The 15,593-nt window shown below is 34.2% G+C and carries 6 protein-coding genes and 3 rRNA genes; all 9 read left to right on the top strand.

Translation table 4 applies throughout. The features are described from left to right. The first annotated feature begins 71 nt into the window (after positions 1 to 71). The gene (locus CP520_RS01880; protein ID WP_096862784.1) at positions 72 to 1,382 is read left to right on the top strand and encodes a DUF2130 domain-containing protein; all 1,311 of its coding nucleotides are present in this window, start codon (positions 72 to 74) and stop codon (positions 1,380 to 1,382) included. Between the two features lie 14 nt (positions 1,383 to 1,396). Beyond that, positions 1,397 to 2,182, top strand: coding sequence for a TrmH family RNA methyltransferase (locus CP520_RS01875; RefSeq protein ID WP_245832592.1), 786 nt, complete (start codon positions 1,397 to 1,399; stop codon positions 2,180 to 2,182). Between the two features lie 99 nt (positions 2,183 to 2,281). Next, the gene (locus CP520_RS01870; RefSeq protein ID WP_096862783.1) at positions 2,282 to 3,715 is read left to right on the top strand and encodes an NADP-dependent glyceraldehyde-3-phosphate dehydrogenase; all 1,434 of its coding nucleotides are present in this window, start codon (positions 2,282 to 2,284) and stop codon (positions 3,713 to 3,715) included. 483 nt (positions 3,716 to 4,198) lie between these two features. Continuing rightward, positions 4,199 to 5,723 (top strand): 16S ribosomal RNA (locus CP520_RS01865). A 382-nt stretch (positions 5,724 to 6,105) separates the two neighbouring features. Next, a 23S ribosomal RNA gene (locus CP520_RS01860) occupies positions 6,106 to 9,024 on the top strand. A 98-nt stretch (positions 9,025 to 9,122) separates the two neighbouring features. Then, positions 9,123 to 9,231: ribosomal RNA gene (gene rrf, locus CP520_RS01855) — 5S ribosomal RNA — on the top strand. Together the 16S, 23S and 5S rRNA genes form the textbook arrangement of a ribosomal RNA operon. 137 nt (positions 9,232 to 9,368) lie before the next feature. Beyond that, positions 9,369 to 13,799 (top strand): ABC transporter permease, encoded by a 4,431-nt coding sequence (locus CP520_RS01850; protein ID WP_096862782.1) that lies wholly within the window; start codon positions 9,369 to 9,371, stop codon positions 13,797 to 13,799. Between the two features lie 16 nt (positions 13,800 to 13,815). Further along, the gene (locus CP520_RS01845; protein WP_096862781.1) at positions 13,816 to 14,427 is read left to right on the top strand and encodes a hypothetical protein; all 612 of its coding nucleotides are present in this window, start codon (positions 13,816 to 13,818) and stop codon (positions 14,425 to 14,427) included. Positions 14,428 to 14,541: 114 nt separating this feature from the next. Then, entirely contained in the window at positions 14,542 to 15,588 is a 1,047-nt protein-coding gene (pheS, locus tag CP520_RS01840; RefSeq protein ID WP_096862780.1) for a phenylalanine--tRNA ligase subunit alpha, read from the top strand. The last annotated feature ends 5 nt before the right edge of the window (positions 15,589 to 15,593 follow it).

Below are 15,593 nucleotides of genomic sequence, written 5' to 3'. Positions count from 1 at the left end.
ATTTCCGGGATACCCCGGATTTTTTTAATGAATGTAATAAAATAAGTTATAGAAGAGGGAAGTTATTATTTATGAATAGAGAAGAACGAACAATTGAGTTTCAGTGTCCACACTGTCACAAAACCTTTACTTTAGAAGAGTTGATGGGTCACAACCAAGAAGCTTTATCTAAATATTTAAACCTTAGAGTTGATGATCTTTTAAAAACAAAAGAAGCTGAAATTAGAAAAGATGAAATTTCTAAACAAGAACAAATTAGAAAAGCTACAATTTTAGAAGAACAACAAAAATTTGTAAAAGAAAAACAAGTAGAACTTGATAAGAATCAAGAACTATTAAACCAAATTAAAAGCTTAGAAGCTGAACTTGATAATAAAGTTAAAATTAAAGCTTCAGAAATTGATAAACAATATCAAGAAAAACTTGCTTTAAATAATATGGACATTCAAAAGTTAAAATTAGAACTTAAATCAGAACAAGAAAAGGCTAAAATTAACTTAGAAAATAAAGAAAAAGAATTAAACCAAACTAACGAAATTAATAATCAAAATCAAAAAGCAAAACTAGAACAACAAATTGCTGATTTAAATAATAAACTTGAACAAGAAAAATTAAGTTTTGAAGATAAAAAGAACCTTGCTTTACAAAAACAAGAAGCAGAATATAATAAACAAATCAACGAGTTGCAACAAGCAATTAATGCAAATCGTTTAATTCATTCAAAAACAAAGGGTGAAAACTTTGAGCATGAAGTTGAAGGCGAATTGAGAAAAGCCTTTGGATTTAATGACAGTATTGAAAAAATCACAGATCGTGATGGAGAAAAAGCTGATTATCTACAAATTGTTAAAGATAATAACAATCATGAACTTGGAAGAATTGTTTATGAAGTTAAAAATGCTGAATGAAAAGATACTTGAATTAATAAATTAGAAACTGATGCTGCGAAAAAGAAATCTAAATATGGAATCTTAGTAGCAACTTCATTTGATGAAAAATTCCATGATGTGCCCTTTGTGAAAGCTGATGGAAAAGATGGTATTTATATTTCAGATCCCCAAAGTTTTATCTTTGTGGCGCAAATTTTGAGAAAAATGATTGAAATTGAAGCTGAAAAAGAAAATATTTTAGCAAAATCATTAAACCAAGATACTGAACAAATTGTTAATGAATGTAAACGTAAACTTGAAGCTTTAGAAGACTTTAGTGTTTCTAAACTACCAGCTTTAAAGAAAAAACTAGACACCCAATTAGAAGATATTTCTAAAGTATCAAAAAGTTTAATTAAACATTCTGATACTTTAGATAAAGCAGAACGTAATTTAAGAAGTTCTGTCTTTGATAAAATCAATGAAGAATTAGGTAAAATTAATAAAAAATAAGGAGATAGATTGAATTGAAAGATAAATTAAAAGAGATTAGTTCTGTAACTAATCCTAAAATTAAAGAAATTATTAAACTTTTAAGCGATGTTAGTTATCGTAAAAAAGAACGTAAGTTTGTTGTTGAAGGAATTCACTTAGTAGCAGAAGCTATGAAAAAAGGAATTGTTGATGCAATTTATATGACTGAAGATGCTTATGATGATTTAGCAATGGCTTTACCAATCTCAAGTTATCACAATATCTTTTTAATTAAAGATAATGTGGCCAAAAAGATTGCTTCAACTGTTAATAGTCAAAATGTGTTTGCCGTTTGTGAGATCACTCCACAACACATCGATTATGATAACAACATTCTTTTATTAGACCGTGTTCAAGATCCTGGAAACGTTGGAACTTTAATCCGTAGTGCTGCTTCATTTAACTTTAAAACTGTCATTAGTAACCCAAATTCAGTAAGTTACTATAACGATAAAGTTATTCGTTCAACTCAAGGAAACTTCTTTCAAATTAACTTAGTTAAAGAATATCTTGTTCAATCAATTTCAGAATTAAAAAACCAAGGATATATTATTATTGGAACCCAAATGCATGAAGAATCCAAATTCTTAAATAAAGTTAAGTTTAAAGATGATGAAAAATATGCTGTGATTATTGGAAATGAATCTGTTGGGATTTCACCAGAAATTTCAGAATTAATTGATATTAACGTTTTAATTCCAATGGAAGAAAACGTTGAATCATTAAATGCAGCTGTGGCTGGTTCAATTGTAATGTATGAAATTAGTACTGCTAAATAAGCAGTACTTTTTTATTTTCAAATAAGTTACAAACTCTCTTTTAGTAAGTGCGCTTTTGGATTAGAATATAAATAATAGAAACGAAAGAAGGAAATTATAATGTATAAATTTGATGCTGTTATAAATAACAAGTTTATTGAAGGAAAAGAACGTTTAAATATTTTAGACCCAACAACCTTACAAACAGGTGGGACTGTTGCTGCTTTAGATGAACAAGATATTGATAATGCTTTTTTAGCAGCTAGAGCTGCTTTTCCAGCATGAAGAGACTTAACTTTAATTCAAAGAATTAATTATTTAACTAAATGAAATGAGTTAATTGCTAAAAACCGTGAAGAAATAGCAAAAATTATGACAATAGAAGTTGCTAAAAACTATAAGGATGCTTTAACAGAAGTTGACAGAACTGTTGAATATATTACTTACACTTTAGAAGAAGCTAAAAGACTAGAACCAATGGCCTTTACTGGTGCTGGTTATGATGTGCAAAATAAATATGCTATTTATGAACGTTTACCAAAAGGAGTTGGGTTAGCTATTTCACCATTTAACTACCCCATTAACTTAGCAATGTCAAAAATAGCACCAGACTTAGTAATGGGAAACACTGTTGTATTTAAACCAGCAACTGCTGGAAGTATGACTGGAAGTATGTTAGGAAAACTAGCAGTTGAAGCTGGTTTACCTGCTGGTATTTTTAATGTTGTAACTGGAAGAGGTTCTGTAATTGGAGATATTATTACCCAAAACAAAGAATTAGACTTTATTTCCTTCACTGGAAGTGTTGATGTTGGACATCATATTTTAGAAATTGCTTCAACAAAAGATGTCATTTTAGAATTAGGAGGAAAAGATCCTGTTCTTGTTTTAGATGATAAAAACCTTGATTTTTATTCTGATCAAATTATTAGTGGTGCTTTTTCTTATTCAGGACAAAGATGTACTGCAATTAAAAGAGTTTTAACAACTAATGCGATTGCTGATAAACTAGTTCCTTTATTAAAAGAAAGAATTGAAAAATTAACAGTGGGAAAACCAATGGATAATGCAGATATTACACCAGTGATTTCACCAAAAGCTGCTGACTTTGTTCAATCTTTAATTGATGGAGCAATTAAAGATGGTGCTACTGTGGTCATCGGAAATAAGAGAGATAACAATTTAATGGCGCCAACTTTAATGGATCATGTGTCATTAAAATCTGATTTAGCTTGAGAAGAACCATTTGGACCAGTTTTACCAATTATCAGAAATGATGATATTAATGAATTAATTAAGATTGCTAATGAATCAGTTTATGGTTTACAAGCAGCTGTCTTTTCACAAGATATTGATTTAGCAATCACTGTTGCTAAACAATTAGAAACTGGAACTGCTAACATTAATGGAAAAACCCAACGTGGTCCTGACTCATTCCCATTCATGGGAATTAAAGATTCTGGGTTTGGAGTTCAAGGAATTCATGAAACCTTATTATCATGTACAAGATTAAAAGGAATTGTTATTAACTACAAAAACCCTTTAACTAAATAATTAAAATTAACCTCAAGTTAAGGTCTTCTTAACTTGAGGTTTTTTTCTTCTTTATAAAACTTAATAACTTTTTAAAATTACATCTTGAATTTAAAAAATCTCATGTTTATAATCAATTTATTCCTAGTGATAATTAGTCTTAAAAAGGCTAAAACAAAGGGTTAAGAAAATAATTTAAAAAAGTTTAAACATTTTTAAATTTTCTCTTGCTTTCTTGTTTTGAAAAGGTTATTATCTAGAAGTCGTTGAGAGAAACGTACTTTTTAAAACTTAAAATTATAATAATAATTATGAAATAAGAGGGAAATTTCTAGCAATCGGAAATGATCTTTGAAAACTAAATAGAACAACCAATTACTTGTTAAATGAATCGTTGAAATAGACGATTCGAAGTTATTGTAAAATAACTCGTACAATTAAATTGAGATAAAAAAGAATAGTCAGAATCAAATCATTTTTATTAGTTTTTAATAAACTAATGTTTCAAATGAGAGTTTGATCCTGGCTCAGGATAAACGCTGGCGGCATGCCTAATACATGCAAGTCGAACGGGAGTGCTTGCACTCCAGTGGCGAACGGGTGAGTAACACGTATCTAATCTACCTTTTAATGGGGAATAACCTTTGGAAACGAAGGATAATACCGCATAAGATCTTCATTATCGCATGAGAAGAAGAGGAAAGAACCGTTTGGTTCGTTAAAAGATGAGGATGCGGCGTATTAGTTAGTAGGCGGGGTAATGGCCCACCTAGACAATGATACGTAGCCGAACTGAGAGGTTGAACGGCCACATTGGGACTGAGATACGGCCCAGACTCCTACGGGAGGCAGCAGTAGGGAATTTTTCACAATGGACGAAAGTCTGATGAAGCAATGCCGCGTGAGTGATGAAGGTCTTCGGATTGTAAAGCTCTGTTGTAAAGGAAGAATAGACAGAAGAGGAAATGCTTTTGTTTTGACGGTACTTTACCAGAAAGTCACGGCTAACTATGTGCCAGCAGCCGCGGTAATACATAGGTGACAAGCGTTATCCGGATTTATTGGGCGTACAGGGTGCGTAGGCGGTTGTGTAAGTTTGAGGTTAAAGACCGGAGCTCAACTCCGGTTTGCCTTGAAAACTATGCAACTAGAATGTAACAGAGGTGAGTGGAATTCCATGTGTAGCGGTGAAATGCGTAGATATATGGAAGAACACCAGTGGCGAAAGCGGCTCACCAGGTTATTATTGACGCTGAGGCACGAAAGCGTGGGGAGCAAATAGGATTAGATACCCTAGTAGTCCACGCCGTAAACGTTGAGTACTAAGTGTCGGACTTAAGTTCGGTGCTGCAGCTAACGCATTAAGTACTCCGCCTGAGTAGTATGCACGCAAGTGTGAAACTCAAAGGAATTGACGGGGACCCGCACAAGTGGTGGAGCATGTGGTTTAATTCGAAGCAACACGAAGAACCTTACCAGGGCTTGACATCCAGTGCAATGGCATAGAGATATGCCGGAGGCTAACATTGAGACAGGTGGTGCATGGTTGTCGTCAGTTCGTGCCGTGAGGTGTTGGGTTAAGTCCCGCAACGAACGCAACCCTTGTCATTAGTTACTAACATTAAGTTGAGGACTCTAATGAGACTGCTAGTGTAAGCTAGAGGAAGGTGGGGATGACGTCAAATCATCATGCCCCTTATGTCCTGGGCTACACACGTGCTACAATGGCCGATACAAAGAGCTGCAATCCCGTGAGGAGGAGCAAATCTCATAAAGTCGGTCTCAGTTCGGATTGAAGGCTGCAACTCGCCTTCATGAAGCCGGAATCACTAGTAATCGCGGATCAGCTATGCCGCGGTGAATACGTTCTCGGGTCTTGTACACACCGCCCGTCACACCACGAGAGTTGGTAATACCAGAAGTAGGTTGCCTAACCATTTGGAGGGCGCCTACCAAGGTAGGACTGGCGATTGGGGTGAAGTCGTAACAAGGTATCCGTACGGGAACGTGCGGATGGATCACCTCCTTTCTATGGAGATTAATATTATTGAAGTTGAGATAAACAACTTTGACTATTCGTTCTATTTAGTTTTCAGCGATCATTTTATTAAATTAAAATAATCTGCTGAAAGATTGTTCTTTGAAAACTGAATATTTGATGAGAAACGTATATTGAATTTAATTTATTATTTTCGATATACAAACTAAAACAAAGTATTTAATTCTTTTTGAATTGAATACTACAGTTATTCAAAACTAATTTATTTAGTTTTGATAGCAATTGAATTTTAAGTTTCATTAATTTGAAACTTAAATAATTTAAAACAATTTTCTAATAAAAATAGTTATTAATTATTGACAATGAGATCAGAAATTAAAAACTAAAATTTGTAAATTGCCATTAGATTTCTTCTAATAAAAGTAAGGGCATACGGTGAATGCCTTGGAAAATGGAGCCGAAGAAGGACGCGACTACCTGCGAAAAGCATCGGGGAGCTGGAAGTGAGCTTTGATCCGATGATGTCCGAATAGGGAAACCTGGCGAGACTAATCTCTCGTCGTCGTTAAGTGAATACATAGCTTAACGTCGGGAACCTTGGGAACTGAAACATCTTAGTACCAAGAGGAAAAGAAAACAAATAGTGATTCTCCTAGTAGCGGCGAGCGAACGGGGAACAGGCCAAACCGGTCTTCGGACCGGGGTTGTAGGACTTCTCTTAGAGTTACAAAATTAACATATAGTGGAAATAGTTGGGAAACTATGACACAGAGGGTGATATCCCCGTACACGAAATATGTTAATCTCGAAGAAGTATCCTGAGTACGACGAAACACGTGAAATTTTGTCGGAATCTGTCGAGACCACTCGATAAGCCTAAATACTCCCATTTTACCGATAGTGAACCAGTACCGTGAGGGAAAGGTGAAAAGTACCCCGAGAGGGGAGTGAAATAGTTCCTGAAACCGTATGCTTACAAGAAGATAGAGCCCGTTAATGGGTGATATCGTGCTTTTTGTAGAAAGAGCCGGCGAGTTACAATTGCATGCAAGGTTAAGCTGATTAAAAGTGGAGCCGTAGTGAAAGCGAGCCTTAATAGGGCGTTCAGTATGTAGTTGTAGACACGAAACCGAGTGATCTAGCCATGACCAGGTTGAAGTTGGGGTAAAACCCAATGGAGGACCGAACCGACGTTCGTTGAAAAGACCGCGGATGAGTTGTGGCTAGAGGTGAAATTCCAATCGAACTCGGAGATAGCTAGTTCTCCCCGATATATCTTTAAGGATAGCGTCGAGGTTAGACTTGTGGAGGTAGAGCACTGAATTTATGATGGCCGCACCTAGCGGTACTGATTAAAATTAAACTCCGAATGCCATAAGTTATACTCGGCAGTCAGAACATGGGTGATAAGGTCCATGCTCGTGAGGGAAACAGCCCAGATCGCCAGTTAAGGTCCCTAAGTTAATACTAAGTGTGTAAGGATGTGAAATTGCACAGACAGCTAGGATGTTGGCTCAGAAGCAGCCATCATTTAAAGAGTGCGTAACAGCTCACTAGTCGAGTGATTTTGCGCCGAAAATGTACCGGGGCTTAAGTATTACACCGAAACTGCGGATTGTATATTTATATACAGTGGTAGGGGAGCGTTCCAAACGCAATGAAGTCAGACCGTGAGGACTGGTGGAGTGTTTGGAAGTGATTATGCCGGCATGAGTAACGTTTGAAGGTGAGAATCCTTCATGCCGTTTAACCAAGGTTTCCTGGGCAAGGTTCGTCCACCCAGGGTTAGTCAGGACCTAAGGAGAGGCCGAGAGGCGTATTCGATGGACAACAGGTTGATATTCCTGTACTGGTTAATTAGTGATGGAGTGACGGAGAAAGATAGTGTATCCCAGGCGTTGGTTGTCCTGGGCCAAGCGCAAAGGTGGTGTTGTAGGCAAATCCGCAACATATTCAACATTGAAGCGTGATGGGGAGCGAACGGTTCGCCTAGTAGTGAAGTACATGACTCTATGCTTCCAAGAAAAGCTTCTAACTTAATAATTAATCACCTGTACCTAGAACGAACACACGTGGTTAAGGAGAAAATCCTAAGGCAAGCGAGAAAACTGTAGTTAAGGAACTCTGCAAAATCACCCCGTAAGTTCGCAAGAAGGGGTGCTCAGCTTACGCTGAGCCGCAGTGAAGAGGGAGGGGCAACTGTTTAACAAAAACACAGCTCTCTGCTAAGTCATAAGACGAAGTATAGGGGGTGACGCCTGCCCAGTGCCGGAAGGTTAAAAGGAGATGTCAGGCTTTGAGCCAAAGCATTGAATTGAAGCCCCGGTGAACGGCGGCCGTAACTATAACGGTCCTAAGGTAGCGAAATTCCTTGTCAGGTAAATTCTGACCCGCACGAAAGGCGTAATGATCCCTTCGCTGTCTCAACTACAGACTCGGTGAAATTTTAGTACCAGTGAAGATGCTGGTTACCCGCAACTAGACGGAAAGACCCCGTGGAGCTTTACTATAACTTGATATTGAAATTTGGTGCAACGTGTAGAGGATAGGTCGGAGACTTTGAAGCACACTCGCTAGAGTGTGTGGAGTCGCCCTTGGAATACGACCCTCGTTGCATTGACTTTCTAACTTCGACCCGTTATCCGGGTTAAGGACAGTGTCTGGTGGGTAGTTTGACTGGGGCGGTCGCCTCCTAAAATGTAACGGAGGCGCTCAAAGGTATCCTCAGCATGGTTGGAAATCATGCATAGAGCGCAAAGGTAGAAGGATGCTTAACTGCGAGACTTACAAGTCGAACAGATGCGAAAGCAGGACTTAGTGATCCGGCGGTCCCGAGTGGAAGGGCCGTCGCTCAACGGATAAAAGTTACCCCGGGGATAACAGGCTGATCTCCCCCAAGAGTTCACATCGACGGGGAGGTTTGGCACCTCGATGTCGGCTCATCGCATCCTGGAGCTGAAGTCGGTTCCAAGGGTTGGGCTGTTCGCCCATTAAAGCGGTACGCGAGCTGGGTTCAGAACGTCGTGAGACAGTTTGGTCCCTATCTGTTGTGGGCGTCGGAAAATTGAGAAGAGTTGACTCTAGTACGAGAGGACCGAGTTGAACACACCCCTGGTGCTCCAGTTGTCGTGCCAACGGCACAGCTGGGTAGCTAAGTGTGGACAGGATAATCGCTGAAGGCATCTAAGCGAGAAGCCCCCTTCGAGATGAATTTTCCCACCTGATTTATCAGGTTAAGATCCCATGTAGACCACATGGTTGATAGGATGGATGTGTAAGTACCGTGAGGTATTAAGCTAACCATTACTAATAGATCGAAAGAAATTAGACGCAAATCAAATGGACAAAACAATTTACAAATCAACGTGAAGAATAAATTCGAAATCAAGTATTCAGTTTTCAGAGAGTAATCTTTAAAACAACATATAATCTGGCGTTAATAGCGCAGAGGTCACACCCGTTCCCATGCCGAACACGGAAGTTAAGCTCTGCTACGGCGATGATAGTGCTTAGGCGCGAAAGTAGCGAGATGCCAGGTTAGTAAGAAGCAAGTCTCCTTGCTTCTTTTTTTGTCCAAAAATATCAAGAAATTTGGTTTTTAAAGTGACTTATTAGTGTGTTTCATTTACAATTAATGTGTTATATAGACTTTTAAACGTGGGGGATTGTGCGAAAATGAGCGTTATTTTTAAAAACTACATGAAAACATTCGTTAAGAACTGAATCCAAACCATTGGAACAGTCTTATTTATTCTAATGATGTGTGCAGTTGTAATTGGGATGTTAGCAACTCCTTTACAGATTAGTGCTAAACTTTCACACTTTTCAAAGGATAATAATAAATTTGATACTTATATCAAGGCAAATAATAAAAGAATTAGTACAAACGATTTATATACAGATGATTTTGTTTATGAATATATGTATGAAAATAAACCTTTCACAACAACAGATCCAAAAACAGGACAATACAAAGAGATTCTAGGGCGCCCAAGTCAATTAATTGGACAACAACCGGTTGAATCTATTTTTTCTGAATTAGCAATGGCTTCAATTAATGCTAATAAGCCAAGTAATACCAACACAAAAGAATGACATGCCCAAGTTGCTAATACTTCAGTTTCAGCTATGCAAGCATTTGCAGCTGGTGCTTTAACACCAAGTGGAATGACTATTAAAATCACTGATGCTGATCAAAAAGGAATTAGTGCTAATAAATCTTTAATTAAAAACAACTTAACACAAATGATTGTTACTGATAAAGAGTTATATAAAAATCAAGGGTATACTGAGGGAGAAGCTCAAGTTAAAGCAATAACAAAAGCGTATAACTTCTTTTCGTATAACCAAATGCCTTTTAATATTCTTTCAATTAAAGACCCAAGTTCTTTATCAAAATTAATGGATGATTCTCTAAATACTTTTGATGGAAAAACAGCTAATAAAGAAGTTACAATTTTAAGCTATCAAATCTATTCACCAGAAATGTATAAAATTTTAGCTGACCCTTTATATGGATATAATTTCCAAACATATATTAACTATCAAGTTTTACATAATATTTCAAATCCTGATGCTGTAAACCAACAAAACCAAAATTCTTTAAAATTTGCTTTATCAACAGAGCAAAATTATTATTTCTCAAAAACAACGACTGAATCGTTATTCCCAACTTTTTCTTTAGAGTTAAAGAATGCAGGGTTAACTAACGAAGCAAACCAAATCCAAATTGAATCTGGTAATCGTCCTGAAGCATTCACTATTAAAGATATTGAAAAAGGAAAAATGCCAACTATTGTTTTAGCAAGTGGCTATATGAAACATAACAACCTTAATATTGGTGATGTTATTGAAATTCCTTCTACTCCTGAAGCAAACGTTATTTTAAGTCCTGATACTGCACCAAGTGACGCTTATTTTGCTAACGGAATCAAAGCAAAAATTGTTGGTTCTGGTCAAAAATACGATGACTTAGTTCCAGGTAAAAAATATATTCCTTACCTAGAAGAAATTTCAGGTTATGCAATTGGTTATGTTGATGATTCATTCTTTAATGCAATTAGAAATGCTCGTTGAGGATATGCAACGCAAAATAATAAAGCATATGCAACAACTTACCGTATTAAAGAATTAACAAATACTCCAATTGAAAAAGCCTTCACAATTAGTGAAAGCAAAAATACTGGTGTTTATGATTTATCAAGAACTATTTTCCCAACTTTCAAAACTTCAAAAACCAATCAATCATTAAACAACATTAAGATTCAAGTAATTATTTATGTTGTTTTAGGAGTTGTTGTTTTAATTCTTGCTTTCATCTTTATTAACTTCAGTATTAAAAAAGAATTAAATGAAACAAGAAAACAACTTGGGGTTTTCAAAGCATTCGGATATAAAAACTCAGAATTATCATGAATCTTTGCTGTTAAAACTTTAGTAACTATTTTTGTTGGTATTGCTTTAGGATATTTAGTGTCAATTCCAGTACAACTATATCAAGCAGGAAACTATGTAAATGGTTTAATGTTTAGTTTTGCTCACATCTATGCTGGAGCAGCATTTATGGTTGTAATCTTTATTGTTGTTCCATTATTATTCTTATTAATTTCATACTTATTAACTTTAAAATACTTAAACGAACCAACATTATCATTACTTTCAAATGGTTATAAAGTTTCAAAAACTCTTAAACCATCACACTTTATTCGTTGATTGGATAAAAAAGATATTTGATTCAACTACCGTTTACAAAGATCATTTGTAAGAACAAGTATGGGTAAATTCATAACTGTTCAAGTTTTATTTGCCTTTGCTTCTTTAACATTCTCATTAATGTTTGGTGCTCAAGCAATTATGTATTCAACAGTTGATCAAGGATTCTCAATTATTAATAGTAAAGTTGACCATAACTTCTATTGATCAAATCCACAAGATTTAAATATCAACTATGATGAAACAAAATATGACTTTAAAAACATTGATAAATATCATGAACAAGATTTCCAATATATCCCTTATTCAAGTGGGGATCAATCAATGAGCGATGTTTTAAATGAAGATAAAAAAACATCTGATTCAAGATTCAGAGTAAGTTATATTATTGGTGGAATTACAAATTCATTTAGTAATAAAGCTACAAGAGAAAAAGCTTTAGATACTGTAATGATTAAAAATGGCTATTATGATAAATGATCAAGCACACCAGTAAATAATGCTCAAATGCGTCAACTTGGAAAAGTTATTTATGATGACTACTACATTAACTGAGTTTTATCATTCATGATTAATGGTGAAAACGGTTTAGATACTCAAACTGTTCAACAAGTTAAAGATAATCATAAATTTACATTAAACGATCTAGAAGCTTATACAAAAGAACATAACAGTCGTTTACCAATTCATGATGCATTATTTGGAAAAGATAAGGTAACAAAAGATAAAGCTAAAGCTGAAATTGAAGCTAATTTTGTAAATACTGTTTTTGGAATGCAAGATCGTGATGTTAATGGATTGAAAAATAACTTATTCATGAGTGATATTACAAAAATCATTACCATGGAATTATTTGAAAACTATGTTGACGGAAAAGTACATGATTATTTAGCTAAAAACTTTAAACCAGCAATTACTAAAAATAATTCATGAGATAAAACTGCAAAATATAGAACAACAGATATCGATAAAGCTGTTGAGTATGTAAAAGCAAATGACAAAATTGTTAAAGACTTTGATCCAAACAATTCTAAATATTGAGGAATTGCTAATAATCCATTAGTTGATACTAGTGCTTTAATGGGTGATGCAGCTAAAAAAGGTGATAAAGATGATAGTGGTGTTCAAAGCGGTGGACTTTCATTATCTAAACTTTCTCAAGATACAATTTCATTAATTATGTCTGCAATGATGTTAGGAGTTAATAATCCTGATATTAATCAAAACCCTACTTTAACAATTAATGAATTATTCTATAATCAAGAAAAAGATTTCTTACAATATCAATTACCAATTTTAGGATTAGATTCTAATGATGATGCTAGTTCTTATGTAAGATTAGTTGATTCACAAACAACTAAATATGGAGATTACTTCCATGCTTATGATTTAAACGGAGTTAGTGAAAATACTTTCAGAGAATTAGGAAATGAACTTGATGATCCTGAAACTATTAACGCAATCGTTCCTTATGGTTTAGCAAAAGCTAGAAAATTAGAAGTTGGAGATATCTTAGAATCATCAACTAATACTTTACAAAGACAACGTTTAAAACTTAAAGTTATTGGAATTAATAAAAACATTACTTTCCAATTCTTAGGTGGATGACCAATTGATGTTGATTATGATCAATATCGTCAAAAATTCTTTAGTGATGAAGTTAATAAAACAATTGATAATGGTCAACCAATCTTCAATAACTTAACTTCACAATCTCCAATGTTAGAAGGTGATATTAATTTAAATGATTTAGCAGGTTCAATCAACTCATTAAAATTTGTTGGAAACAACGTTGCTTTATCAATCGCACCAAATTCATCTGTTTTTGGTTCAATCTTTAACGGAATGATTGATATTCAAAAATTATTTAACTTAAATGTTGATACAAACGTACGTTTATTAACAAACCCTAACGTTGCTTCAATCTCAATGAATTCAGGAGTAACACCTTACAACATTTTAAGAGTTGGAGTAAACGATGCTACAAGTAGAGTTAATAACATCTTAACTTTATTCATGATTCTTGAAGCAATTCTGTTATTAATCATCTTAATTGTGGTTATGAACATTGTTGTTGAAGAACAAGCACAAGTTATCTTAACTTTACGTTCATTAGGTTATACAAAACGTGAAATTAACTGAATTGTTATGGGAAGTTATATTACAGGAGCATTAATCTCATTTGTAATTGCTTATTTATTGTCATTATTGATTTGGTGAGGAGTCTTAGAACTGGTAGCTTCACAATGACAAATTTATATTTTCATGGCTTTCTCATGAAAAGCACCAGTCATTACTTTCTTAGTAATTGGTTCAATCTTAGTAATTGGTTGAGCAATTGCTGATTATCAAGTAAACAAAACGCCACTAACACAAGTGACATCATTTGGATAGAAAGAAGATTTAATAAATGAGTATTTTCACAGAGTGAGAAGAAGAGTTCGAAAAAGATAAAACTGCAAAGGTGAATACAGGAACAGAAGAAAACTTCCACATTCGCTGATTCTTTGAAGGGTTTGATAATTTAATTTCTAAAACTACCATTCAATCACAAATTTCTTTAAATATGGATTTTCAATTAAACCATAATGAAATTCTGATGATTGATGATAAGGTTGATCAACTTCGTGAACTTTCTTTAAATACTAGAAATGCTTTACAACGTTATCTTTTAGAAATCAAAAATGAAGAAAAAATCAAAAACATCTATGTTGAGTTTTTAAATAACTTTTATAAAAACTTTAAAGATTATATCAATGAAGGATTTATTCCTTGAATTGTTGCTACAGTTGGTAATTTTCCTTTACATAAACAATTAGTTGATTGAGAACCTTTATATTGAGAAGCTTATCGCTATGAGTATTTTGTTTTAACAATTATGAAAAAAATGAAAGAATCAATTAAGTTAATCTCAAAAGCAATTCCAAACGATCAAGTTTATGGTATTTTAGCAAATGCTTATGATGGAAAGATTATTGAACAAACTAATCTTGTTAAAAATTTAAAACATAAACATGAATAAGATAAGAAAGTCTAAAATGACTTTCTTTTTTTGTTTTCATGATTTAGTTTCTTTTGATTTTTGAGAATAAATAGTAAAATATATAAATGACTAGATTCACGAGAGGGGAATATTATGAAAGATAAAATCCAACATATTTTGGATGGTTTTAACAAAGAAATCAAAAAAGTTAAAACACCTAACGAATTAGAAGAAGTTCGTCGCCAATTTGCTGGTAAAAACTCACCACTTGTTGAAATCCTAAAAGGAATGAAACAAGCAACTCCAGAAGAAAAAAAAGAAATTGGTCAATTAACAAATGATGCTCGTAGCGAAATTAATTCACAAATCAACGAATTAAACGAACAATTCCAACAAGAAATCTTAAATGAAAAACTAAAAAAAGAACAAGTTGATGTTTCTTTACCAGGTGAACGTTTAGGATTTGGAACTTTACACCCATTAAACTTGGTAATTGATGAAATTGCGAATATCTTTGAAGAATTAGGATTCCAAATGATTTCTGGAACTGAAGTTGATTCTGATGAATTCAACTTCCAAAAATTAAACTTGCCTAAAGGACACCCTGCTCGTGATATGCAAGATACTTTTTATATTGATGAAGATACTGTTTTAAGAACACACTCAACTAATATGACTTCACATTTACTAACTGAATTAAGTAAAAATAATGGTCATAACTTAGCATGTATTTCTTATGGTAATGTTTATCGAAGAGATGACGATGATGCTACTCACTCACACCAATTTATGCAAATTGATGGGTTTGCGGTTGGAGATAACATTACTTTTGCCAACCTTAAATGATTATTGACATATATGTGTCAAAGATTATTTGATGAAAAAGCAAGAGTTCGTTTCCGTCCAAGTTACTTCCCATTCACTGAACCAAGTGTTGAAGCAGATATTTCTTGCTTTAAATGTGATGGTGAAGGTTGTGACTTATGTAAACAAAGCGGTTGAATCGAAGTTTTAGGTGCTGGATTAATTAACGATCAAGTATTTGAAGAAAATGGATTCGATCCTAAATCTATTTCTGGATTAGCTTTCGGAATTGGGATTGAAAGAATTGCAATGTTAAAATTTGGGATTGCAAACATTCGTGATTTTTATGAAAACAACGTACAATTCTTAGAACAATTTAAGTTCTATGGAAAATAGGAAGA

This window comes from Mesoplasma lactucae ATCC 49193, from assembly GCF_002441935.1.
Lineage (GTDB): Bacteria > Bacillota_I > Bacilli_A > Mycoplasmatales > Mycoplasmataceae > Edwardiiplasma > Edwardiiplasma lactucae.
Note: the sequence above shows the minus strand (reverse complement) of the source record. Positions and strands in the feature narration are given on the sequence as shown.